The organism is Nitrosopumilus sp., from assembly GCA_029862745.1.
Lineage (GTDB): Archaea > Thermoproteota > Nitrososphaeria > Nitrososphaerales > Nitrosopumilaceae > Nitrosopumilus.
This window is the reverse complement of sequence record JAOTWS010000008.1, coordinates 1-22,892: the sequence shown is the minus strand read 5'-3', so window position 1 is coordinate 22,892 and position 22,892 is coordinate 1. Positions and strand designations below refer to the sequence as shown.

Genomic DNA, 22,892 nt, shown 5'->3' with positions numbered 1-22,892 from the left:
TCAAAGATTACTCAAGGGCATTAATTGTTGCTTGTTGTCTGTGTGCAAAGATTTTTTTGAGTTTGTCTAGAGCATACCATCCAAACATTTTTCCAATAAAACCATACTGTAGTTCAAATTCAATCTCATCTATTACCTTGGTCTGCGTCTCGCTTATTTTATGAAAAACATGAGTGTGTCTCCAGTGTTTGAATAACGCATTACTCATTTCATCTACATATGTGTATGGTTTACATGCAGTGATCTTGGTTTTCCAAGTTATTCTGGTCATTATCTTGCTTGAAAAATAAGCAGTCTGGCCCTGTGTAATCTTATTGTTGCTTGATTCTATTATCTTCAAATCCAATCTTTTTGGGGTAATTATTTCTAAATGGTGTAAATCCGTATAAAAATCCCATACCTTGTCAATAGGGGCGTTTAAAACAAAAGAGTGGTAAAAGGTATTCAACAGTATTGAAATTTTTTACTCATAATATATCTCCAAGAGGCAGTATTACCAGTATATTCATCAATTATTCTTCAGTTATGATTAACCTTGTGATGATGTGATTCTAGTCTTGTACCTCTTGTTTGTTTGTGATTATCCGTTTTCTTTTGTCAATATTGGTTGAAATTCCAAAAACCTCTGATGGATAAAGGATTCAAAGCACATATTATGTCATTTTGTAATGAAGTCACTTTGTAGAATTGTTAATCATATATTGGATATGAGACTCCGACAGACTTGATCTTCACATTATCAAAGATATCTTCTACCTTTTTGATAATTTTTCTATCATCAGAATCGGATTCCGCAATTATAACTATCAATAAATCTCCTTTTTCTGGAACAGTGATTAACAAAAAATTTGTTCGTCGTAACGTGGCATAATCTGTTTCGCCTAATACACTGTCTAGTTCTTTTCTTTTTTGGAAAATGTTATTCATTAATTCATAAATGATTTTAGATTTGTCACTATCAATTAGAAATTCAACACTATCTTTGAATCCCCCTGCCACTAATTTACCATATCTATTAAGTACCCCCACATGAAATACTTTTTTTTCTTGTGCAAGTTTTGCACATGCACGCTCTAATGAATTCACTTCATCTTCAGTTAATTCAGTCATTGATGGTTTTCTCTCTTGTTATGATTTATTTCTTTATCTTTATTCTAACTTTTAACTAGAGTTTTGCATGTATGTCATTCTTAAAACTTATCTTAGTAAAAACAATAATCTTCTGCTATTACATCATCTTTGTAACATCAAGATGAAATTCAATCTATAAATTATTTTTTTAATTATGTGTTAAATATGGATAGAATATGTTAAATGAAATTAATTGTCAATGACAACATTTTATCTAATGTAAAATGAATCCTCAAGTAGGTCTGATTGCGTAAAAAAATAGAGATGATTCTGTTGTCAAACTGTCTAAGGATGAACTAAAAATACTTGTGTATTACATATATGATTGATGGAGACATCACGTTTATCTAAAAAATATTTTAAAATTAAAACATCAACTTGCAATCAAAAATCATGAAATTATACACCTGACTCAAGATTAACTGCATAATCCCCACTATCTTTGAAAATCCTAATATCTCCTGATTGAAGAGATTGATCAGATTTTCGGAAGAAAATATCACACATCTTTCCAATCGGTAATTTTTTTATCTCTTCTACGGTAAACATTCCTTCTTTTATCAATTTTGCAAAGTAACCTTTCTTATAAAGAGATCGTACATAATTTTCTACATCTGGTAGTTTGTTTGAATCAATTGTTCGAATTATCATGTTATGTGTAATGTCATCATTGTTCATATCCACTTAAATATGTAAATTCTGATATATGCTTTTTTGAATATTTTTAATCTTTTTAATATATATGAAATAACACCTACTATATTCAAACACATGGTAGTTGCGTTTGTAACTCATAATGTAAAACAATCCTTTTTTGTAGGATTGACTATGGCAAAAAAATTTGATGGTGATTTAACACTAATTGATTTTGTATAAAAAAATCCATTCGTATTTCATTTCTTTGAGATTATGATGATGGTGCAAGATGTACAGTGAAATATGCCACAAAGATGCTCTGCTTGTTCCGTTTGCAAATACAATTTGAGATTAACCCGTCAGGGGTCCTATCTCAAAGTCAGTATTTACCCAGACATCTTTTCACGATATTACAAAATCCATACATGGTTTAGAATATGACCTTTAATGAAAGGAAAAAGCAAATACAAAAAATGTATTTTTAGAAATTATTGTATTGGTTATAATTTTCATGATTGTACTTAAAATGAGTAATCAATCATGCTTATCAGACAGTACATTTCTATGGTCTATACCTAGCAGCAAACGTATTTGATTCTTTACTTTGAAGATCTTTTTTGTACTGGTCTGCAATCAAACTTCCATATACTATCAAATCTCTACTCATAGTTTCAATACGAGATAGGATGTTTTTGTTAGTGATTTTTCCTTGTTTGTCAAAATCCTGATCAGAATTTACTGAAACACCATACGGCATACTCCATCCATAACATTGTCTTACGGCGGTTCTCATCTGGTCCATGACTGTAAGGCCTTTTTCATGTGATGCACAAATATATCCAAATGTCTTTCCTGCAAAATCAGACCAGAAAAAATCCAGAAAGTTTTTCATTACTCCAGACATAGAACCATGATAATCAGGTGATGCTAGAATAAAGGCATCTGCCCATTTTACATACTCTGTTACTTTGTTAAGTTCAGGTGAACTGTTTTGTTCGGGGTGATACATTGGTAATTGTGTCTCTCGTAGGTCTAGTAATTTTGTTTCTGCGCTTTCCCTTTCTGCTTTTTCCAATGTCAATTTTAGAACGTATGTACTGTAGGATGACTCTCGCATACTAGAGGCGACACCTAATATTTTTAGACCCATCTTATATGGAATTAATTATCACATGTTATATTTTTTGAGTTGCACATGGATTTGGTATTGAATATACCGTGTCTTGAATTCATAAATTAGCGTTGGTTATTTTGTTCATGGTGTGTAAATTCACATGTATTAGATACAAGACAAACAATCTACTGGAATAATCAGCAGATAAAAAATAATATAGATAAGTTACAATTGTTAGTGTCTATTTGGATATAAAGTAAATTTTTCTCCAATAGACGATTAGTTTCTACACTTGTCGCATATTGCTTCAAATGTTTCGTCATGCAATACAAGAGATACGCCTGAAGTATAGCATTTTGAGCATAATCCTATCATGGAACAATAAATTATTATAAATCAGATTAGAACTGTTTGATTGAAAATTTATTCGATCTGGGTCAATGAATGTTAAGATCTGAAATTATCTACTTTTTTCTTGGAAATCAGTACATGATAAAAGAATTCTTTGGATTCATTTGGGATTTAGTTACTGGTAACTGATTCTCTTTTTTTCTTTTTCATAATTTTATATTCCTTAAAACTGAGATGGATCCAGAAAAATCTTGTTTGCATTGTTCATGGTACAGTCTAATATTTTGTACCTCACTGACTTTTGTATGGAATTTCATTTGATTTATTCATGACTTCAAAATCAATCACAACTGTAGTTTCATCCAGTGGAAAAAAGACTCTGGATGATCTTAGTAAGGGTGTCAAAAAACTGCATACTGATTACGACAAGCAGCTAAAAAATGCAAAAACAAGAGCAAGACTGCGTCAAGTGTTTCAAAAACATAGACGTGATCACCAAAATCTATTGAAAAAACATCTCAAAGTAGAAGAGATGACAATCAAGAAATTAGGAATTCTCTTAGATCAGGAAGAATAGTCTTTAAGCATACAAATCCGTTTTTTATTTTTTTATTTTCAACACAGTTATGAGTAGATTTGATATTTTATTATATGAGACAAACTCCATCTTTTCAGAACCGTAAACCATTCACCTTATCTGTTTGCATACCTGTGAAGAATATTACTACATTCAAATATCGTCAAAGATGAAATCCCAAAATAAATCAAAATAGACCCTCATAATTCAGTAAGGATCTACCTTGACAGAATTGGTGGAACTGTAAATCTATATGCACTTGTTGCTGCGTGACTTTGTTATAAAATAACTTGGTTCTCTCCAACTGATTGATATCTAATCACTGCAAGAATCTTGGTACCTTTTTTAGAATATATGATATTGAAATTCTGCATGGGCCTATTACTATTATCACAAGACAGCTTGCAAGTAATAATATATCAAGTTCTGTTCCTCCCTGTCCTGTAAAATTCTCGGCACCCTTTACAACAAAGATTGCTCCTAACATCACTATAGCCAATATTGATGCAGAGATTCTTGTCAGACCTCCTATGATCAGCAGTATACCTGGGACAAACTCTGCCAGTGCAATTGGAAACTGCATCTCAGGTGGTAACCCTAGTCTCTCCAAGAATCCCAGAAAACCAGGTTCAAACTTACCTAGTGAATGCATGATAAATATGAGGCCAACTGTGATGCGTACACCAAAATGCGCTACGTCATGAAATAGAGTATGTCGTATCACCGATTCTGTCATGACTGAAATAAACTTAGGTTGCTGCAATAAAATGTATTGGGTACAAGTTGTTAACAATACTTAAATCTAAAGATAGTGTACTGTAGAATTAGATGAACACCATAACCATTACTTTTGCAGTAATAGCACTAGTTGCAGTATTTTCACTTGCCTTACCATTTGATACTGCAGTGGCACAGGCTGATGACCCTGTTTCTGATGGTGGAGAAGATACATACAAAGATAGAACACATGAGGGCAAATCATGTCCAAACAAGGAAAAGAAATCCGCATCTATAAACCAGTCCTCATAGAATCTTTTTTAGATGATTATTGCTTCTACTCGAAAAATCTATAATTTAGTTAACTCTCGATATGGCAAATTTTTTAACATATGGTTTTTTGTTAATGGTAAAACCAACACATGATGGTTTATCATACATATCATTATTCTAAATTCAAGATGTAGTAGAGTCTTACAAAAAAGCATTTGATGGAATTGTTTAACTAGATCTTTATTTTCATAAAATATGAGTTGAGGTTTTATCCAATACTTGTTAGCAGTGTTTGTGATGCTGGGAATATTTACAACAATTGTGATTTCTGATTCTTACTCTATTTCTATTCCGTTTGATTTTGTCAATATAATGAGCCAAAGTGATGGGTATACTACTATAACTACAAGTGGGGAGATCTCTGCAACGCTTGAGCCTGATTCTGTAGTGATGGTGCTTGTGATAAACGGCCTGCCATCTGAACTCCCAAAGGCATTGGATAACTATAATCAGAACATGGCTGACATTTCAGAGGATCTAGAAAAAGAACTTTTGGATTTTTGATGATGTGTCGATATCATATATTCAGACAAACTTTGATGGTAATAGATTTGGCTATGCAGGTAAAGTAAACTCTGCTGATTCCTTTGTTGCATACATGTCGTTTCCAATCAAGGCCGAAATGACAAAATACGAAAACATATCCAGAGAGATTACAAATCTTGGATTGAGAATAGACGACATTAGGATCTCACAAATCCCAACTCATTTTGTTTCTATGGAAAAAACAACTAGTTTTCCTCTTTTCCTACTGACAAATCTTGCAACTCTTTCCATAAATCCGTATTTTTGTTTCCGTAACTCAATTACCTTTTCAAATATGTCGTTTGTTACAAATTGTCCAGTTCCTGAAATCCATTCTCCAGTAGATTTACCATTGAATGTACACAAGGCAATTTTGACTGATTTGTTGTTTCTCAGACGTTTTATTTTTCCAGTGTCCTCTCTTGTCACCACATGTATTGTGTTATCAAGTATGACAAACCATACAGGAGTTCTTACAGGAATGCCGTTTTTTCTGTATGTCTCAAGTGAGATGTATTTTTTATTGTGCCAGTCTTGGATTTCAAACATATGCTATCATATTTTTTCATTAATTTAGACATTACATTTTACAATTTCATGCTGCAGAAACTGATCCAAGATGCCTGAGCGTGTATCGTTTACCGCCTGTCTATATACGCTGTCAAATGTGAGGTTTGTGTCACCGTCTTTGTCATCAAGGCAGTTGATGTTGATTTTTGCAGACTCGTAGACATTGAAATCATTCTCTAGATCAAACTAAGAATCCTTGTTGGAATTTGTTGAAGGTGTGTATCTTGATGTACATTGTTTTATTAAATTCTAAGAAGTAAAGTGTCAACAGTATGGAATTCTTTGGTCTCTATGATGTTGACTGCGGCTGAAAACATGTATCTTCCATCAGAATACCTTGCATCTATTTCCACATCAATGTGAGGTGATTGGGAAAAAAGATCTTCTTTGTTTTATCATAATAAAACCCGAAAAATTCACAATCAGAAGAATGAAAATACTTGCAGAATAGAAATTTCTAAAAACCTGAAACTACACATAATGCATATTATTTACTAATCTCAATTATTTTTCCATCCGTAATAATACTGTAAGAGCGGATAATCACATTTTTTATTGTTTTACAGTCTGAAGTACACTTATCAAGTGCAAATATATTTTTCGGAAATTCATAATGATTAGTTTTTCGCATTCTTGAAATTCCATATCTTATCAGCTCTTTCAGACATTCCTTTCCTCCGTATGCCTTGTTCTTTGTGACAAACCATGACATATCTGTTCCATCATAATCTTTAGGAAATATTACTTCTTTGAGTTCCTTACCACGTACTGTATAATGTCCCACCATCACCACTTTTCCACCAAGCAATCTATTCACAAGTTTGGCATATAATGTGCAAGAAGTGCACAGATTATCATAAATCACAATTGGGTAAAGCACAATATTGTTAATCCTTTGTAAAATTTGTAGTTTGCTTAAAGTTATCTTGATGAGATTGACATATATCTGTAAATGTTCTATGTGCCTCTTGCTTTGGATTTATTATCTAACTCTTGTTTTATTCAAATCATGGGTTAATACGTCATCCCTATTAGTGAAATGGAAACTGAATTTTTTATCCAATAATATTTGTGGATGCACGTTATAGTTTGTAAGCAAAACAAACTCTATTCATTCTCCAAAGACAAGTCTTACCAAGAAATAAGGGATTGAAGATATTGTAGGCTTGAAATACAAATAATACTATCTCGAAAAGATCTTTAATTGAGATCCAACTGATGTACTGCAGGTCTGATACCTATTTTCCACCTAGACCAATTTTGAATATAGGAATAAAATTATACATCATACCATCAGATCTGTCCAAAACTGCACCTTCTAAGATGGATCGTTCTAATTCCTGCTAGATAGAGTAAAACATTCAATATACTTATGAATTTTATATTTGGAATTTAATTCATATCATGAAATATCTTATAATTGTCATCCTGATTTTGATTTGTTTTACAAGTCTAATTACAATAAATTATGTATCTGCACAGTGTACATATGATCCAAGTAATACACTTGTACCCTGTGATGATTCTAATGCATCTATAATACTAGAACCACGCAAAGATAAACTTGAGAATATTGATGGAAAATTATTTCATATTATTGGTCCTTTTACCCTAGAATCTGAATCCAACAATACGATTCGTTTAGATGACGTGGAATTTACTCTTTCTTTTTATCCAAATACATTGCTTACAAAAGGACATGTTTTGATAACAATCACATTTGATGATGGGTTGGAAGAAAAGATTTCAAAAATTGATACCTCTATTCCTTTTGTTGAATTTACTGAACATGTTGATCCAAAAGCAGGAGTAATGCGCAATGCAAATGGCACATTTAATTTTCTACTAAGTGTTGAAGAGCAATCTCTTTCACCACTAAAACAAATCCAATCCGGTATTGCTTTAATTGATGTTAAATGTAATGATGACAAAATCCCTGTTTACAAACATAATAGAATGCGTGTTGCATGTGTAACTGAAGATACCAAAAACACCTTATTTCAAAGAGGATGGGTTTTGGTAAAAAATGAGCAGAGCAGTTCATCATTTTCTGTAATTTCTGATGAAAAGAATGTAGCAGATGGCCCTAGATTAAATATTACAACCGAAATTATCGATGGAAGGAAATATCTTGTGTTTCATGGATATGGATGGCACATACTACACAACGTGGAAATTACAATCAAAAATGATGATGAAAAAATAACCTCTATTAGAAGTAAGACAAATGAAAATGGAGTATTGTATATGCCATGGTCTTTACCAGACAATCTTCCATCTGATTTGTATACAATCTTTGCAACTGATGGGGTAAATCAGAATGAATCTACAATTTCAATACCTATGTATGTTATAGATCAATCTAGATATGACTCGTCTGAACTTGAAGTTGGGATTACTGGAGAAAAACAAGTAAGACGTGGTACAACTCACATTATAGAAATACAAGTAAATAAAGATAGAATTCCTGTCAATGATGCTCAAGTCTTTATCTCTATAGAGGATTATGGAGGAGATATTATACGAGAATTTCATGGTCGCACAAACCAGCAGGGTAATTTTGTGTTTTCATGGGAGATTCCAAAAAAGTTCGACGATATCAAAACACTTTTGGCATTTGTTGATGTCACTGACGGGATTTCATCAAAAACAGAATTGTTTAAATTTTATGTGTATTGCCTTCCTGGAGAAAAAAATTGTAAGGTAAAAGGAAATTGAATTTAGTTTTATAAATTATAATCGTTATTTTATAATTTCTATTTGATTTTAATTATATCTAGTAACTTTAGGATCTGATGTAAACAGATCTTGATTTTTTAAATTTAACACAAAACAATTATGTAGAATCTAATTTAAATAAATTTTATGAGACATGGAGAAGAAATAGAAGAGCATCTAGATAAAATTTACTTGGATCTATTGGATTCACACGAGACAAAAAAAGATTATAAAAAATTCTTAGTTTAGATGAATCAATTAGATTTGTAGGTAGAATCAAGGAAAAAAAAATCATTGCATTTGTTAGAAGGGATGATTCAGAACCACTTCTTGATGATGAGATGAGTAATCTGGCACACTATCAAATATCTGTTAAGGCAAGTATGGAGGCAGTATTTGATGATTCATTAGGAAAGACAAATTGGATGATTACCTCAAAAGAACTTGTAAAACTGATCACTCTATTTTTAGATGATGGATTACTAATTTTATCAATTGACAGTGAAGGAGATCATGATATAGTAATTAAAAAAATTCAAAGTCTAAACATGGAACTCTAAAACTACCTGAATTCAAATTTTGTTACTTTTTGAATAATATGATTTTCTGTATTTGTAAGATTATCCAGTTTCACAAGCCAAACTGTGATCATTCTCCCTTAGTCTGATTTTTACATTAATGGCCAAATAGCAGTATTTACAATACTCCATGGGTATCAAGAACAAATTTTGCGATTTAGAACAAATAAAAATACTATGGTGATAGTTAGATCGTATGAGTAATTTGGATGCTTCCATAGGAAAAATACTACTGGATCTACAATTAGAAGATCCAGACACTTTTAAAAAACTCATGAAGAAAGCTCAAAAAGAAAATCCTGAACTATTTGAAGATAGTATGTATGAAGAAATAAGAAAATTTGAAGAGTATAGTCCAATTATGGATGAAAATAATTAAAAAATTTCTGATTAAACCAAAAATGGATATTAAGTCATACTTCGCTATAGCAGGATTGTATATGCTACTATATTATAGAGAAAAAACAGTAGAGTCATCTTGTATGATGTATAGATGACAGGCTATGATGATTTGGTTCAAATTATAATAAAACCCATATTTTTCCTTAGATGCAGAATTACCTTTACAGTCATTTGCAGATGATCATGCTATCCACAATTCTATTACTAGAACCTATACTGTAATAGCTGAAGATACAACACTTGAAATTGCTCCTGGTACTAGAGTTGAGGCCTGGACCTATAACGGTACTATACCTGGTCCAACATTAAGGGCAACAGAAGGAGATCGTGTAATTATTAATTTTATCAATAATGGAAAGCTTCCTCATACTATGCATTTTCATGGAGATCACAATGAAAAAAATGATGGTGTATTCCAAGAAATTCTACCAGGGGGATCGTATACCTATGATTTCATTGCAGAACCTGCGGGACTATTCATGTATCACTGCCATGTGATGCCTGTATCTGAGCATATTCGAAATGGTTTGTATGGTGCATTCATTGTAGATCCAAAGGAAGGATTGGAGCCTGCACGAGAATATGTCTTAGTCAAAGGAGAATATGATCTAGAAGATCAGGAGTTTTGGAATCCTGATTATGTCTTTTTTAATGGATATGCTGATCAATACTGGTCCAATCCATTACCTGTAAAAACTAACGAATTGGTAAGGCTATACTATGTGGACATGGGTGCTATTGCTGCTTTCGGGTTTCATATTCATGGTACAATATTTGACACTATAATCTCAGGCCTCTGGGAGAATGAGCCTATTCGTACTCAGACATGGGAGGTAAGTCCTGGAAATGCTACAATCTTTGAGGCAAAATGGAAAGAATCTGGACTATATCTATTCCACTTGCACGGAGTTCCAGAAGAAAAAGGAACTATGGCTTACTTTGATGTGAGGGACGCTTCCACTGATGCAGTTGACGGTGTTGATGTGGCAAAGACTAAATCAATTAACATGTGGGAATGGCAAAAATAGATTGCAATTAATTTACAACAACCAGATACTAATGGTGAAATTACAAAAATATCTGCTAGTTCATCAAGACATGAGCAACATGGTGTCCCAGTATCTACTGAAATAGATGAATCTCAAATAATTGAGACTAATCTTTGTGATGTGGAGACAGGTTCTGCAGTGCCATCATCAAACAAATCATTCAGTCCAAAATTCAATCAGGCAAACGTTGGAGATACGGTGACATGGACTAACAAAGATACTTCTGTACATACCATTACCAGTGATGATGGTCTCTTTGACTCTGGAATGATGATGCCTGGCGATACATTTGAGCAAACGTTTGATGATACAGGTTTGTATGGCTATAACTGCATGCTTCATCCATGGATGACTGGAACTGTGAAAATAAAATAGTTATTTTTCAAATGATATTTCCATCATTCTATCATTTATATTAAAATCAATTTTTCTCTCAAACACATCATTGAAAATTAATTCTAATACCGTTTTATGATATAATGACCAATTATATCCTAAATCGTGCTTTATGATGTAATTATGCAGTGAATCAATAACAGTATGATTTATTTCAAACTCCGATATCTTCATTCTTGTTTCAAACCATGAGATAAAGGACTCCATATCAATAGTTCCTTTCATAAAGTGTGCAATATCTGATACAACATTCTTGCCAATTTTGTTTGCAAGTGCCAGTCTCCTTTTTATCAAGCTTCTCAAATAATGCAGATACAATTGGTTTTGCAACCGGAATCATTCCTACCTTAGGTTCAAAAACATCCCATATTGCATATTGCAAAAATATCTTGTTTGCAAGAACGTTTAGACTAACCCCTTGATTTTCAGCCTCTTGTCGTAATTTATTCAGTACCTTAACTTCAATCCTAAACGACATTGTCTCAGATTTTTTTCTGGTTTCATTCAAAACAGTTCTGTATTGCTACTTCAAATCAACAATAATGTGTTTGTTTCTTTAATCAATTTTTAAAATATACAATACTCATGAATTTTTGCTAGGTTATCTGTCTCTGATTTTCACCGTTTAGCATAACTGTAATCATCTTCATCTAATAATAGCAACAATTACTTGATAACCTATATGGTACATTTTACATATGTACCAGTAAGTTTGACAATATTAGGATCATAAACCAAATATTGTACTGTGTTTGTTTTATTTTATGCATTTGAATTTAGTATTATCTGCAATTATGATATTTGTTTTTTCAGGTGTTTTACAGGCTAACGCTGATTCCGATTCTATTACAGTTAAGGAATGGAACATTCCAACTCCTGATTCTGCTCCACACGATATTGTGGTTGGAGTAAATGGAATGGTGTGGTTTACAGAATTTAGTTCAAACAAAATAGGCATGTTTAATCCCAATACAGAAGAGTTCAAAGAGTTTTCAATTCCAACACCCTCTTCAAGACCACATGGGCTTGTTTCTGATATTCATGGCAACATATGGTTTACAGAAGTGGGTGCCGCAAAGATAGGAAAACTTGATCCTCAGACTGGAACCATAGAAGAGTTCTCAACACCTACCGCAAATGCAGGACCACACACTCCAATATTTGCAGATGAGAATACACTTTGGTTCACAGAGCAGAGTGCATCTCAGATTGGCAAGATGGACATAACTACTGGACAGATACAGGAATTTGAAACGTTAACTGAGTCTGCAAATCCTTATGGGATAATTACAGATGATAAAGGCAATGCATGGTTTGCTGAACTACGAGGGCATCATGTAGGAAGAGTTGATGCAGTTACAGGAGAAGTTACCGAGTATGCTCTACCAACTGAGAACAGCGGCCCCAGAAGAATTGCAATTGATAGTAATGGAATATTATGGATTACACAATACAATGCAGGAAAGATAGCAAGCCTTGATCCTGTAACCAATGAGATAAAAGAATATGATACAAGCTCAAAGTCGTCAGGATCGTATGCAATATGGGTAGACCCATATGACAATGTATGGTTTAGCATGACTGGCATATACAAGATGGGAAAACTGGATCAGACCACTCAGATGATTGACGAGTATGATATGCCATCACCTGAAACACATATCAAATTCATTCATTCAGATAATGATGGAAACATTTGGTTTCCAAACTACAACAACAACAAGATTGGGGTGATATTTGCAGATGCGTCGCAAAATAAAAAAGAATCTACTCATGAAATTATGGATAATATGGGTAGTCAAGCCACATCTGTTCCAAAACAAGGTCTTGCATACTTTCCACCACCCGTAAAACAGGTTAAATCTGGAACGGAACCTGCACATGTAACATGCACTGAAGGACTAGAACTAGTGTTGAAGATGTCAAATGGTCAGCCGGCATGCATCAAGCCATCATCTGTTGCAAAACTAATTGAGAGAGGATGGGCAATACATGTTCTACCTGACTATGAAAAAAATGAGAATAACAACTCTACAATATTTGCGATAGGGGAATATGATGTTGAGACAATAACCGTGACAGACTATTTTGCAAATTCAGATGGGTATCTTGCAAAGCCTAGCACCGATGGAAAATATCCCGGAGTAATAATGATACATGAATTCTGGGGACTAAATGACAATATTAAACAGATGGCTGAAAAACTTGCATCCCATGGATATGTTGTCTTTGCTGTTGATCTGTATGATGGTCAAGTTGGAACTACTGCTGATGAGGCACGACAATTACGTAGTTCCTTTGAGCAGTCACAGTGGACTGAGAACATGAATACTGCAGTGTCTTACCTTGAAGACAATTATACTCCATCAAGTATGGGTTCAATAGGTTGGTGCTTTGGAGGAGGACAGTCTCTTAATCTTGCACTAAACAGTGATAATATGGATGCCACTGTAATCTATTACGGACAACCAGTAACGGACAAAGAAGAACTATCCAAAATAAACTGGCCCATATTGGGAGTGTTTGCAGAACTTGATTCAGGAATACCCCCTGAGACAGTAGCTAAGTTTGAATCTGCATTAAATGAGGTTGGAATAGAAAATGACATTACCATATATCCTGGAGTGAACCATGCGTTTGCAAATCCATCTGGCGATAGATATGCACCTGAAGAGTCAAAGGACGCATGGCAAAAAACATTGTCTTTTTTCGAACATAACCTGAATTAATTATTTGTATCCTACATCCTTGGTGAAAGGAATATATCTTCATTTTCTTTATTTAATAATTCTTCAATATATTTTTGAAGTGTTAAATATGGTTGGATAATTTAACATCAAAACTGTAATAATGGACATTATAACATTAGATGTGTACGTTACTGCATTAAAACATATGATTTTTGCTTTACTGTTTTTGAAGAAAGATACAACAATACATACCCAAGAATCCAACAAGTATGTTTTTGAGAGGAAAATTGTCAGTTATGGATTTGAATTAATTTCCCTTGAATTCATTATTTGAAAAAAGAAAAAAGTTATTGATCAGGAATATCCTGAACAACAAGAATGTATGGTTCACCAATTGGATATGTGTCACCGTAGTTCCAAAAGTAGACTACCTTTCCGTAGGTCTCGTCAAGGACTGGCTGGACTTTAGATATCTCTTCATCAGTTAGCTCTGGGAATGCTGCTAATGCTCTTGGAAACTCTGTCTTGTGATAGTGCCAATATGGTTTCTCCTCGTCTGGTAACTCTTGGTATTGATCAGTTGTGATGACATATTCAATTCCGTATGGCTTGTCTTGATCTGTCATTCCGTATGGGAACAGCAAACATGATGCAGTGTTGTCATCGTAAACCTTGCAGTGATGATGAACTATGGTCTGCAAAAGATGATCTGTTGAACCATGTGATTGGTTGACATCAAGATGTCTGATTGCATGTATGTGGAGATCATTGAATCCCAAAATATTGGGATAGTCAATCTGTCTCGGGTTTAGCGTCTCGTTGTAGACTGGTTCTTTACCCATCATCATCATCTTTTCTCCGTCATGTGCCATGTGAGATTTATCTTGCATCATCATTTTTTCCATCATCTTCATGTGTTCAGCAGTATCCATTGACTCCATTTTTTCCATCATCTGCTTCATGTTCTGGAACATTTCGGATTGTTTTTGTGGTGTCATTGATTTCCACATCTGCTTCATTTCAGATTGATGTTTCTTGTGAACTGAGTTCATTCTCTCAAATAGGTAATCGATGTTAATTGATACATCAGTAATAGTTGAACTTTTCGTCATGACTTTTCTCTTTTCTTCAGGAACTTCTGAGCATAATCTGTCCCCACAGACTTTTGATGAGCCTATCTCGGGTAAGGATGTCCCTTTTGATTTTGCAGCGTCTGCAGTCTGCCTCAAATCCATTGTAATGGATATTGATGCAGTCAATAGAACTGCTATACTAAGTATAGCTGAGAACGTTATTGTTCTATTCATTATATCGTGAAATATTTTTTGGTATAAAAACATCAACACGTATTCCATGATAGATTTTCAGTGGTGGGAATTGTCTGAAAAATACACAATGTTATGCATAATGAAATGATCAATAGAAACAAAATTTTAACAGAAAAGAAATTTGATAATGATTACCAATAAGCACTAGTGCCCATCCCGTCATTGTCTATTATTTGCACATCTAATGATTCCAAACCAAATACTACATAGATTGCCTTTAATCTATTTTGGTAAAGAAAGAATTTCTTTCCATCATCAGTAACTATTGAACCTGTAACTTTGAGAATTTTATTTTCTTCAAGTTCATGAACACGTCTGTATGCAGTAGTCATGGGAACATTACACTCTTTTACAAGATCAATTACAGATTTTGGCTTCTCTATTGTAACATTCATTATGGTTCTGGAATAATCATCTGACAATGCTTTCAGAATTGACTTTCTAAATTCTGAATCTTTTGCTAAAATTTTAAAATCAGCCAATCTAAAATTTTTAGCCTATGATACAATATATCTTAATTTGTAAAAAATAGATTTGGTAAATCTACTTGTCCGTTTTTTCTCTAATTTGAGCATTCCATGCATTCATTCCTCCCTCTAAAACCTGAAAGTCAATACCTTCTTGAGCAAGTGCATAAGATGCAATGGTTGCTCGATTTCCAGAACCGCAAATTACAACAACTGGCTTGTCATTAGGAATGGCATTCATACCATTTGGTTTGAAAATCTCTGCAAGTGGAATGTTCACAGCACCATCAATTTTTGATTCTAATAGTTCATCAGGTTGTCTTACATCAAGCAGGTATAGATCTTCATTAGATTCTAATCTTTTCATCAATTCTTTAGAATCAATTACAGTCTGAGAATTAGATGTTACGAGATTTTCAGATAAATTATTCATTCCACCATCAAGATAGAAAGTTTGAATTCCCATCTCCGTCATATTTTGAGCCACTTGCTTTGCTTGGGTTTCATCGTCATCAACTAAAACAAAATTATACCTTACTGCAACATCAGGTAATTTACTTTGGATGGTATTTACTCTTTTTTCAATAGTTGTAGAATCCAAAACATCATGTGATGCTCCTACCAAATGTCCTGATTGGTATTCTTGTGCATCTCTAATGTCTACAACTAAAACATGTTCTTTATTTTGAAGCAGTATCTTTAGAGTATCAAGACTGACAGCATGTTTGTCAGTACTATCTTGTGTTTGATTTAGTGTTATGGCTATTGTGCCGATAATTGTAATTCCAATTATTATAGATAAAATAATTCCAATATTTTTGAACTTCACAAATTAAACTACTGGAATGTCATTATTATACCAAAAATACATTTTTCAGCAATAGCTATCAAATGTGAGAATCGTATTTCTTGAATATATTATTTGAAAAATAAACACACAATGAGTTTTACCTATACAGTAAAAACCAAAAAATATTGATGATATAATTAGATCTTACAAAAAAACTAAGACATTAATTTTGGAGTGTTAAAAACTTTGGTGAATTCATCATATAATGCTTAGAAACAATTTCCACATTTGAAAACTACTAATGGAAAATGTCTATTTACTTTTTAATTAATTCTAACATAATGATCCGTATGTCTGCAGTAAATAATTACTCTGATAAAAAATCAAGTAAAAATATGACTTTTATCATAGCCGGAATAATTGCACTAGGAGCAGGACTACTTTTTGCATACTTGATGTTCTATACTGCGCCCGCCGAAAACATAGAAATGGTAAAGATAATTGCAGTTACAGAAGATGGGTGTGTTGCTGAAACCATGGATGGCCATGCAGTAAATATTGGCGATTGTAGTGCTAAACCAGGTCAGTATGTTTACGCTTTAGTTGACCAAAAAACAAAAGAACGTGCTTCTTTGATGAATCCGACAAATTAATTTTTTATTTTTTATTTTTAATTGATAAGGCCATAATTCAGAATGACTTTCAACTTTAACAATCATATTCTATTTAAAAATAAGCCTTAGTCTTAGACGAATCATGATTTCAAGGGATAAGACTTTGATAATTATTGCAATTGTAGTGGGTGTTGGGACTTTGGCTGGAGTAATTGGATTTATCGGTCAGGGAAATGTTAGACATGTTTCAATTTTCTGGCAGGAACGTGTAGAGCAGACTGTTGCTTTCGAAGATATTGACGGGAAGGTCCAACTCCAAGGAATTTCTGGAATAGGCGGAGAGGCAAATCCCTATTTGATTACTCGAACTAGTTTTGCATATATTTTGACCGTAATTAATAATGGTGATAAGCATCATAGGTTATACATTGAGGGGCTAGATGTACAGACAGATCTTTTAGAACCTGGACAGCATGAAACACTTACCATTTACCCTGACAAGGAAGGAATTTACAAATATTTTGATAAAAGAGAAAGACTTGAACACTTGGGTTTTCTTGAGGTAAAGACTGTAGTTCACAGTGATGAATTTGTAGGGATATGGCGTGATCTGTTATAATTTGTTTTTGTAATTTTCAAAACATTGAAATATTTTTAGGAAAAAAATACTGCTTTTTTAGGTATATGATTACAATTCATTAAAAACTAATTTTGATTCAAGGATAATCATGATTATTTTATTATATTTACAGCAACTTTTGATTTATCAAGTAAGAATCTATACTGAAAAAACTCTCTTTTGGAGATCTAGCTACTCTTGTATTAATTACTATAAGATCGATTTTGTTCGTAGGGTTTGACAAATGTAGATAAATTAATCCAGCCGTATGATATTTTCAAAATTAATATTATTTTTCCAAATTATTTTTTATGCCATCTATAATTTTTCCCTTGAGGAACCATTTACTATAGGTTTTAGTTTTTATAATGATATCTAGTGTTAAAGTTTGAATTCATCTTTATTTAATTACGTTTTTTTATAAGAAGCGTATTTTGTATTTCATTAAAACTGTTAACAAACTTTTGCTTTGCATCAAACTCATCTTTTTCAGCAATAACTATCTCGGTTGGAGACAGCATTACATCTTTCACTACTAATGGAGAACTAAGTCCAAGCAGTTCACAAAGTATGTTGAAGAGATTTTCAAATTTTCCCTCATTACGATATTTGTAAACTGTTCTTCCTTCTATTATGACTGGGTTTGGATCCAACGGGATTATGATGTTTTGTGATGTAATCTCCGCCAGAAATTTATCAAGCTGATCATGTACTAGTTGTTCTATTCTTTGTTTTTCATCTTCTAGATTCTTCTTTATCTTTTCTAGTTCTGAAAACTTATCATCATATGAGGATCCTGTCATTTTAGCAAAAATGGATTCAGTAGATCGTTTCAATGGGATTTCATGTAATCTCATGTTGACATCTGACAGAGAAGGCTCTATACCTACAAGTATCTTTCTGTTCTCTTGAATTTGTATGGCCAGATCTTCTAAAAAATTGAAATCAGACATAATTACCTCCTAGCTAAACTGATGAACAACATCCATTAACCCCTGCTTGAATTCATCACTTGAAAGACCCCATTTTCCATACTCTTCTTTGTAGGCTGTCCATGATTCTTCTGCCTCTGTTGCAATCTCAAGTATCTTTGGACCTATAGCTTTTGTGTTGACTAGTGTGGTGATATTAGCTGGTTCTCCATCCATTATGGGTATTTTCACAAAAATCATTCTGGAATCTTGAATATTGAATTTGTCCTTGATTATCTGTTTAAGGGATTCACGTTCGTTAACATCAAATTCTCCTTTCACTTTAACCAAAATACAGCAAGAGTCTTTTGGACCTCCGTTATTTCGCACATCTGATTCATTTATATCAAAAAGGAGACCTTCTTCTTTCTTTCCAATTCTGGAAATTATGTCTTCCATGGTGTTATTTTTACCTCCTAACAGTTCTTTACTCCATTGACTTTCTTCAGGAACAACTGGCACTGTCCATGGTATTGCAAATTTTGGTCTTTTTGTGGGGTCCGACAAGATAAGGAAGATTCGAGATTTATCCCGGAATTGTCAAGAAGACTAAAACAAGAATATGGTCCACTAAAAATAGTTTCTATCTTTCACTCTTATCAAATTCTTGTGATTATTGGGGGACTTGCCGGCATGATACCAATTTTGATTGCTATTTCAAACATGGATCTAATTTTAGAAATAATTGATTTCTATACTGGTAGAGATTTGTCAGGGTTTGTTGGTGGTTTTAGAGCATTAGGAATTATTTCTACAGGATTGTGTTTCTTTGCAATTGTGATTTCATTTGTAATAAAAAAATCAAAGAGAGTGGGAAGAATTTTATTTTTTTTATCTTTTATGATTCTAATTTTTTCACTATTGGTTGGAATAGCCGGATTTGTAATCCTTCTATCCGCATCAATAATGGCGTTAAAGAATAGAAGATATTAAGAATAATGCAATGTAAGACCATGAAAAACTATACTATATCAAAAATGATGATTCCACATATTTTCATCTTTTATCATAATAGAATCATTTGTTGATTGTTTTTTACTTGTATTTTATCCCAAATTTGATTGCATTCTCTATTTTTTCCTTAATATTACCAATCATATTTTTTGGAAATATCTGTATCTTTAAGTGATGTAATATTTGAAAAGATAAACTCAAAAAATAAAAAGAAGGATTTGAACTTAGAGTCTTGGCATTACACTTAATCTTGATTTTGCAGATATTGCAATTATGGATATGGTTGCAATTGCTAGAATCATTGCAGCTATTGTGCCAAATTCTGGAATAACGAATGTACCTATAATTTCAATTTCATCAGTACCTGCAGGAAATGAAACACTCAATGTTCGATGTGTTTTTGTAACTGATTCATCATAGTTTACCTCTTCACCATCTACCAATACAAAAAATTCATCATCGTTATTGTTCATCTTTGCATCCAAGACAGAACGTGGTAATTCTAATGTGATAATTCCATCCTTGTCGGCATTGATTCCAATTATGAGTGAATTTGTATCCACATCAGGCATAACACTTACTACATTGCCAGATGTTATCGTGTACCCTATCATTAGATCTGTGTCTGACACCTTGATTGAAGACATGCTGGAAATCATATTTGAATTAGATGACTGCATTCCAGAACCAATTGTCATTTCACCAAGATCTGCTTTAACACCTCCACCTACAGTTGTTAACACAGAGCCTATCATCCACGGATGGACTATGCAATAATATGGGTATTCTCCCAAAGTGTCAAATGTGTGTGAAAATGTGGTTCCTGCCATAAATAACGAACTATCAAATTTTCCATCAGAACCATTTGCAGGAGTGCCACTAGTGACAGTATGGGCTGCAGTGTCATCGTTACTCCACACCACTTTGTCTCCCGGATGTATTGTTATTTTAGATGGGATATAGCATTTGTTTGTTTCCTCGCAGCCTGGAACACTAGAACCTGCAGGAAGACTGACTGTAACTTGTTCAGCAAATGCACTAGGTATTGAAACTATCATCGCAGTTATTGTCAAAAGCAAGATTGTCTTTTGTGTATTTGTTGTCATTGAAGAACAAATAATGCATAAGAATAAAAAACTTGATGTTGTATGCATCTACAGTTAGATATCTCCCTTTCAAGTATAGAACGTAATCATGACGATCAAAACAAATCATTAGTGAATAATAAGAAATAGACTAGGTGGCTATATCTTGCTGTATCTAAACCTGGTGTAGAATTGGAATCTTTATCATTTCTACTGGGTGCTTAAATACATTGTAATGAGTGTCAGCTGTCAACAGATTATCAAACGTCATATTACACATATGACATTTCCATACAGTTTTTGTTTGCATAAAAAATTGCGTTCTATTATCAGTATAAAAATATAACGCATACTTTACAAATGATGTTTATCTTGAGATAAAACTAGATGAACAGATATGTTATTTTAGGATCTAATTTGCAATTGTGTATTCCTATCTAGGCTATTTTGCTACTTTTTAAGGAAACTACGTGAGATTAGTAGTTATAGTAAATTCTACATTGTTGATCATCCAGAGGATTTTTTTATTCTTATTTTTCAATCAGTTTTAGGATGAGACATGATCATCAAAAATCCCCCTTAATTCTTCTTGAGCACACACAAAATAAAATTCAGGTTTCGCTATTCAGTATATGTATTCAGATGAATCCAAATGATGGCTTTATGATGAAAAAATTCTATGTTTTGCCTATGAATTTTCTATATCTAACTTATAATTATACCTATAAATCAATAATTTTTCTTTTTTCAAATTCTGTATCGGCTGCACCCACTTCCATCAAAACAAGCCTATCATCTTGAATCTCTACTATTTGATATTTTTTATTTGTTTTATGCAATTACAGTATTCGTGTAAAATGGTATTTATGAAATACTGATGATTAGTATGAATCATTTCTACGTGATCTTTTTAACTTTGTTCTATGGATTATCTGTGAGTCAATTTTTGTCATACAAAACATAACAAATTTTCAAGAGTCTTTTTGTAATATTCTTATATTAATCAAAAATATTAAAACTACTGTATAGTAAATTGCAGGAATTAACTATTGAAGAAGCCATTGACAGAATAGGCCAATTAATTGATACTGGTAAAGGTGATGTAGGTAGATTAGATAATATTAGAGAATCTTTAAGAAATAGCAAAACACTGTTTACTTCTGATAAACTTTATGTTGAAAAATTACTAAGTTCTTCTATTAACTTTACACATAAAGAATCCTCACAACATCCACTTCTATCTCATGTAAAAGAATTGATTGATTCTGGTTCTGGAGACCCTGGACGACTTCAATATATTTATGATACATTACTACAAGGTAAGTCTCTTTATGAATCTGATCATAATTATGTTCAGAGAAAATTAAATGAAATATCAAATAACTCTGTTAATACACATGTTGATAAAAAAACCACCATAATTCAAACTGACACACAAAATCATCCCTTAGACAAAATTACAGAAACAAGTAATACGGTGCTCAATAATTTTAGTCCAAATGAATATGATTCAAGTATTTCTAAAATTATTAGAAATAATGACGATGAAATCATGCTCAATAACATTGCATCTACCGAATCTAAAAACTCTGAACTATCGAAAATTAGACAAACAACATCTGAACAAATAAAACAATTTGAAACTGAGAAAATTATTTTAGAATCTCAAATTAAAGAGGAGCGTGAACGTATCGCTTCTGAAATAGAGTTATTTAAACAAATTAGCGCTAAAAAAGCTGAAATTGAACAAGTCAAAACTGAAAGAATTGCTATTTTAAGTCGTATCAAAAAAGAACAAGATATCATAATAAAAGAATCAAAGGAAGAAGAAGAAAAACTAATTCAAATTCAAAAAGAACAAAAAGAAATAGAAAAAGAAATCCAACAAAATCAACTTCGTCTCCAAGACATGCGAGAATCTTACAAATCCAGTTTAGATGAACAAACAAAACTGATCATGCAACTAAGAGGAGAAGAAATCAAATTAAATGATATGCAAACCCAACTTGATGAAGTCCGAAATCAAATAGAACAAGAAAAACATTCTCTTGAAAGTGAATCTATCAAACAAAAACAAAACCTTGAGAAGCTAAGGTCAGAAAAAGATGATCTTGAAAAGACCCAATCTAATTATGATGCTATCCTAGCTGAAATAGAACAAGAAAAACATTCTCTTGAAAGTGAATCTATCAAACAAAAACAAAACCTTGAGAAGCTAAGGTCAGAAAAAGATGATCTTGAAAAGACCCAATCTAATTATGATGCTATCCTAGCTGA

28 protein-coding genes are annotated in these 22,892 nt (G+C 32.8%); 13 read left to right on the top strand and 15 right to left on the bottom strand.

Annotated features, from left to right (window positions below; genetic code table 11):
• Positions 1-7 precede the first annotated feature (7 nt).
• The 4 genes from OEM44_08895 to OEM44_08880 all read right to left on the bottom strand — a co-directional run bounded on the left by OEM44_08895 (position 8) and on the right by OEM44_08880 (position 2,917).
• On the bottom strand, positions 8-340 hold the full coding sequence (locus OEM44_08895; GenBank protein ID MDH3516910.1) for a hypothetical protein: 333 nt from the start codon (positions 338-340) through the stop codon (positions 8-10).
• 350 nt (positions 341-690) lie between these two features.
• Complete coding sequence (locus OEM44_08890; protein MDH3516909.1) at positions 691-1,110, bottom strand: hypothetical protein; 420 nt, start codon at positions 1,108-1,110, stop codon at positions 691-693.
• 420 nt (positions 1,111-1,530) lie between these two features.
• Positions 1,531-1,809, bottom strand: a complete 279-nt coding sequence (locus tag OEM44_08885) for a hypothetical protein (GenBank protein ID MDH3516908.1) — start codon at positions 1,807-1,809, stop codon at positions 1,531-1,533.
• 520 nt (positions 1,810-2,329) lie between these two features.
• Positions 2,330-2,917, bottom strand: coding sequence for an NAD(P)H-dependent oxidoreductase (locus tag OEM44_08880; protein ID MDH3516907.1), 588 nt, complete (start codon positions 2,915-2,917; stop codon positions 2,330-2,332).
• A gap of 643 nt (positions 2,918-3,560) precedes the next feature.
• Here OEM44_08880 and OEM44_08875 point away from each other — a divergent pair.
• Positions 3,561-3,809 carry a hypothetical protein gene (locus OEM44_08875; protein ID MDH3516906.1) on the top strand — a complete coding sequence of 83 codons (249 nt, stop codon included), beginning with the start codon at positions 3,561-3,563 and terminating at the stop codon, positions 3,807-3,809.
• Between the two features lie 319 nt (positions 3,810-4,128).
• On the opposite strand, the gene OEM44_08870 is transcribed toward OEM44_08875, so the two are convergent.
• On the bottom strand, positions 4,129-4,545 hold the full coding sequence (locus OEM44_08870; protein ID MDH3516905.1) for a DoxX family protein: 417 nt from the start codon (positions 4,543-4,545) through the stop codon (positions 4,129-4,131).
• A 92-nt stretch (positions 4,546-4,637) separates the two neighbouring features.
• On the opposite strand from OEM44_08870, the gene OEM44_08865 reads away from it, so the two are divergent.
• Together OEM44_08865 and OEM44_08860 are read left to right on the top strand one after the other, a co-directional pair.
• A complete protein-coding gene (locus OEM44_08865) occupies positions 4,638-4,838 on the top strand; it encodes a hypothetical protein (GenBank protein MDH3516904.1) in 201 nt (66 codons plus the stop codon).
• 258 nt (positions 4,839-5,096) lie between these two features.
• Entirely contained in the window at positions 5,097-5,363 is a 267-nt protein-coding gene (locus OEM44_08860; GenBank protein MDH3516903.1) for a hypothetical protein, read from the top strand.
• Positions 5,364-5,414: 51 nt separating this feature from the next.
• On the opposite strand, the gene OEM44_08855 is transcribed toward OEM44_08860, so the two are convergent.
• The 3 genes from OEM44_08855 to OEM44_08845 form a co-directional block, all read right to left on the bottom strand.
• Positions 5,415-5,543 (bottom strand): hypothetical protein, encoded by a 129-nt coding sequence (locus OEM44_08855; GenBank protein MDH3516902.1) that lies wholly within the window; start codon positions 5,541-5,543, stop codon positions 5,415-5,417.
• Positions 5,544-5,564: 21 nt separating this feature from the next.
• Positions 5,565-5,933 carry a PPOX class F420-dependent oxidoreductase gene (locus tag OEM44_08850; GenBank protein ID MDH3516901.1) on the bottom strand — a complete coding sequence of 123 codons (369 nt, stop codon included), beginning with the start codon at positions 5,931-5,933 and terminating at the stop codon, positions 5,565-5,567.
• Positions 5,934-6,441: 508 nt separating this feature from the next.
• Complete coding sequence (locus OEM44_08845) at positions 6,442-6,741, bottom strand: hypothetical protein (GenBank protein MDH3516900.1); 300 nt, start codon at positions 6,739-6,741, stop codon at positions 6,442-6,444.
• Positions 6,742-7,358: 617 nt separating this feature from the next.
• On the opposite strand from OEM44_08845, the gene OEM44_08840 reads away from it, so the two are divergent.
• The 5 genes from OEM44_08840 (at position 7,359) to OEM44_08820 (ending at position 11,076) form a co-directional block, all read left to right on the top strand.
• Entirely contained in the window at positions 7,359-8,672 is a 1,314-nt protein-coding gene (locus tag OEM44_08840) for a hypothetical protein (GenBank protein ID MDH3516899.1), read from the top strand.
• A gap of 341 nt (positions 8,673-9,013) precedes the next feature.
• On the top strand, positions 9,014-9,232 hold the full coding sequence (locus OEM44_08835; GenBank protein MDH3516898.1) for a hypothetical protein: 219 nt from the start codon (positions 9,014-9,016) through the stop codon (positions 9,230-9,232).
• 214 nt (positions 9,233-9,446) lie between these two features.
• Positions 9,447-9,629, top strand: a complete 183-nt coding sequence (locus tag OEM44_08830; protein MDH3516897.1) for a hypothetical protein — start codon at positions 9,447-9,449, stop codon at positions 9,627-9,629.
• Between the two features lie 244 nt (positions 9,630-9,873).
• On the top strand, positions 9,874-10,680 hold the full coding sequence (locus tag OEM44_08825) for a multicopper oxidase domain-containing protein (GenBank protein MDH3516896.1): 807 nt from the start codon (positions 9,874-9,876) through the stop codon (positions 10,678-10,680).
• 141 nt (positions 10,681-10,821) lie between these two features.
• Positions 10,822-11,076 (top strand): plastocyanin/azurin family copper-binding protein, encoded by a 255-nt coding sequence (locus OEM44_08820; protein MDH3516895.1) that lies wholly within the window; start codon positions 10,822-10,824, stop codon positions 11,074-11,076.
• Between the two features lie 229 nt (positions 11,077-11,305).
• Here OEM44_08820 and OEM44_08815 read toward each other — a convergent pair whose 3' ends face one another.
• Entirely contained in the window at positions 11,306-11,605 is a 300-nt protein-coding gene (locus tag OEM44_08815; GenBank protein MDH3516894.1) for a hypothetical protein, read from the bottom strand.
• Between the two features lie 256 nt (positions 11,606-11,861).
• On the opposite strand from OEM44_08815, the gene OEM44_08810 reads away from it, so the two are divergent.
• Positions 11,862-13,826 carry a dienelactone hydrolase family protein gene (locus tag OEM44_08810; protein ID MDH3516893.1) on the top strand — a complete coding sequence of 655 codons (1,965 nt, stop codon included), beginning with the start codon at positions 11,862-11,864 and terminating at the stop codon, positions 13,824-13,826.
• Between the two features lie 308 nt (positions 13,827-14,134).
• On the opposite strand, the gene OEM44_08805 is transcribed toward OEM44_08810, so the two are convergent.
• The 3 genes from OEM44_08805 to OEM44_08795 form a co-directional block, all read right to left on the bottom strand.
• Positions 14,135-15,094: an OBAP family protein gene (locus OEM44_08805; protein ID MDH3516892.1), complete on the bottom strand. Its 960-nt coding sequence runs from the start codon at positions 15,092-15,094 to the stop codon at positions 14,135-14,137.
• 152 nt (positions 15,095-15,246) lie between these two features.
• Positions 15,247-15,597, bottom strand: a complete 351-nt coding sequence (locus OEM44_08800; protein ID MDH3516891.1) for an ArsR family transcriptional regulator — start codon at positions 15,595-15,597, stop codon at positions 15,247-15,249.
• Between the two features lie 61 nt (positions 15,598-15,658).
• Positions 15,659-16,411, bottom strand: coding sequence for a rhodanese-like domain-containing protein (locus OEM44_08795; GenBank protein MDH3516890.1), 753 nt, complete (start codon positions 16,409-16,411; stop codon positions 15,659-15,661).
• 311 nt (positions 16,412-16,722) lie between these two features.
• Between OEM44_08795 and OEM44_08790 the strand changes: the two genes are divergently transcribed.
• Together OEM44_08790 and OEM44_08785 are read left to right on the top strand one after the other, a co-directional pair.
• Entirely contained in the window at positions 16,723-17,025 is a 303-nt protein-coding gene (locus tag OEM44_08790; protein MDH3516889.1) for a hypothetical protein, read from the top strand.
• Positions 17,026-17,128: 103 nt separating this feature from the next.
• Entirely contained in the window at positions 17,129-17,605 is a 477-nt protein-coding gene (locus tag OEM44_08785) for a cupredoxin domain-containing protein (protein ID MDH3516888.1), read from the top strand.
• A gap of 404 nt (positions 17,606-18,009) precedes the next feature.
• Here the strand turns inward: OEM44_08785 and OEM44_08780 are convergent, their stop codons facing one another.
• Both OEM44_08780 and OEM44_08775 read right to left on the bottom strand, forming a co-directional pair.
• Positions 18,010-18,558: a hypothetical protein gene (locus OEM44_08780; GenBank protein ID MDH3516887.1), complete on the bottom strand. Its 549-nt coding sequence runs from the start codon at positions 18,556-18,558 to the stop codon at positions 18,010-18,012.
• A gap of 9 nt (positions 18,559-18,567) precedes the next feature.
• The gene (locus tag OEM44_08775; protein MDH3516886.1) at positions 18,568-19,083 is read right to left on the bottom strand and encodes a hypothetical protein; all 516 of its coding nucleotides are present in this window, start codon (positions 19,081-19,083) and stop codon (positions 18,568-18,570) included.
• 30 nt (positions 19,084-19,113) lie between these two features.
• On the opposite strand from OEM44_08775, the gene OEM44_08770 reads away from it, so the two are divergent.
• Positions 19,114-19,509 (top strand): hypothetical protein, encoded by a 396-nt coding sequence (locus OEM44_08770; protein MDH3516885.1) that lies wholly within the window; start codon positions 19,114-19,116, stop codon positions 19,507-19,509.
• 245 nt (positions 19,510-19,754) lie between these two features.
• On the opposite strand, the gene OEM44_08765 is transcribed toward OEM44_08770, so the two are convergent.
• Positions 19,755-20,636, bottom strand: a complete 882-nt coding sequence (locus tag OEM44_08765) for a PEFG-CTERM sorting domain-containing protein (protein ID MDH3516884.1) — start codon at positions 20,634-20,636, stop codon at positions 19,755-19,757.
• A gap of 1,012 nt (positions 20,637-21,648) precedes the next feature.
• On the opposite strand from OEM44_08765, the gene OEM44_08760 reads away from it, so the two are divergent.
• Positions 21,649-22,892: hypothetical protein (locus OEM44_08760; protein MDH3516883.1), on the top strand; the 1,244-nt coding region annotated here is incomplete at its 3' end.

What these genes read in the sequence shown, in the direction of transcription:
- OEM44_08880 (MDH3516907.1), bottom strand. Translation starts at nt 2,917, where the DNA reads ATGGGTCTAAAAATATTAGGTGTCGCCTCTAGTATGCGAGAGTCATCC.
- OEM44_08860 (MDH3516903.1), top strand. Translation starts at nt 5,097, where the DNA reads ATGCTGGGAATATTTACAACAATTGTGATTTCTGATTCTTACTCTATT.
- OEM44_08780 (MDH3516887.1), bottom strand. Translation starts at nt 18,558, where the DNA reads ATGTCTGATTTCAATTTTTTAGAAGATCTGGCCATACAAATTCAAGAG.
- OEM44_08855 (MDH3516902.1), bottom strand. Translation starts at nt 5,543, where the DNA reads ATGTCGTCTATTCTCAATCCAAGATTTGTAATCTCTCTGGATATGTTT.
- OEM44_08850 (MDH3516901.1), bottom strand. Translation starts at nt 5,933, where the DNA reads ATGTTTGAAATCCAAGACTGGCACAATAAAAAATACATCTCACTTGAG.
- OEM44_08890 (MDH3516909.1), bottom strand. Translation starts at nt 1,110, where the DNA reads ATGACTGAATTAACTGAAGATGAAGTGAATTCATTAGAGCGTGCATGT.
- OEM44_08845 (MDH3516900.1), bottom strand. Translation starts at nt 6,741, where the DNA reads ATGGTGGGACATTATACAGTACGTGGTAAGGAACTCAAAGAAGTAATA.
- OEM44_08810 (MDH3516893.1), top strand. Translation starts at nt 11,862, where the DNA reads ATGCATTTGAATTTAGTATTATCTGCAATTATGATATTTGTTTTTTCA.
- OEM44_08875 (MDH3516906.1), top strand. Translation starts at nt 3,561, where the DNA reads ATGACTTCAAAATCAATCACAACTGTAGTTTCATCCAGTGGAAAAAAG.
- OEM44_08885 (MDH3516908.1), bottom strand. Translation starts at nt 1,809, where the DNA reads ATGAACAATGATGACATTACACATAACATGATAATTCGAACAATTGAT.
- OEM44_08765 (MDH3516884.1), bottom strand. Translation starts at nt 20,636, where the DNA reads ATGACAACAAATACACAAAAGACAATCTTGCTTTTGACAATAACTGCG.
- OEM44_08830 (MDH3516897.1), top strand. Translation starts at nt 9,447, where the DNA reads ATGAGTAATTTGGATGCTTCCATAGGAAAAATACTACTGGATCTACAA.
- OEM44_08870 (MDH3516905.1), bottom strand. Translation starts at nt 4,545, where the DNA reads ATGACAGAATCGGTGATACGACATACTCTATTTCATGACGTAGCGCAT.
- OEM44_08805 (MDH3516892.1), bottom strand. Translation starts at nt 15,094, where the DNA reads ATGAATAGAACAATAACGTTCTCAGCTATACTTAGTATAGCAGTTCTA.
- OEM44_08790 (MDH3516889.1), top strand. Translation starts at nt 16,723, where the DNA reads ATGTCTGCAGTAAATAATTACTCTGATAAAAAATCAAGTAAAAATATG.
- OEM44_08865 (MDH3516904.1), top strand. Translation starts at nt 4,638, where the DNA reads ATGAACACCATAACCATTACTTTTGCAGTAATAGCACTAGTTGCAGTA.
- OEM44_08785 (MDH3516888.1), top strand. Translation starts at nt 17,129, where the DNA reads ATGATTTCAAGGGATAAGACTTTGATAATTATTGCAATTGTAGTGGGT.
- OEM44_08840 (MDH3516899.1), top strand. Translation starts at nt 7,359, where the DNA reads ATGAAATATCTTATAATTGTCATCCTGATTTTGATTTGTTTTACAAGT.
- OEM44_08835 (MDH3516898.1), top strand. Translation starts at nt 9,014, where the DNA reads ATGAGTAATCTGGCACACTATCAAATATCTGTTAAGGCAAGTATGGAG.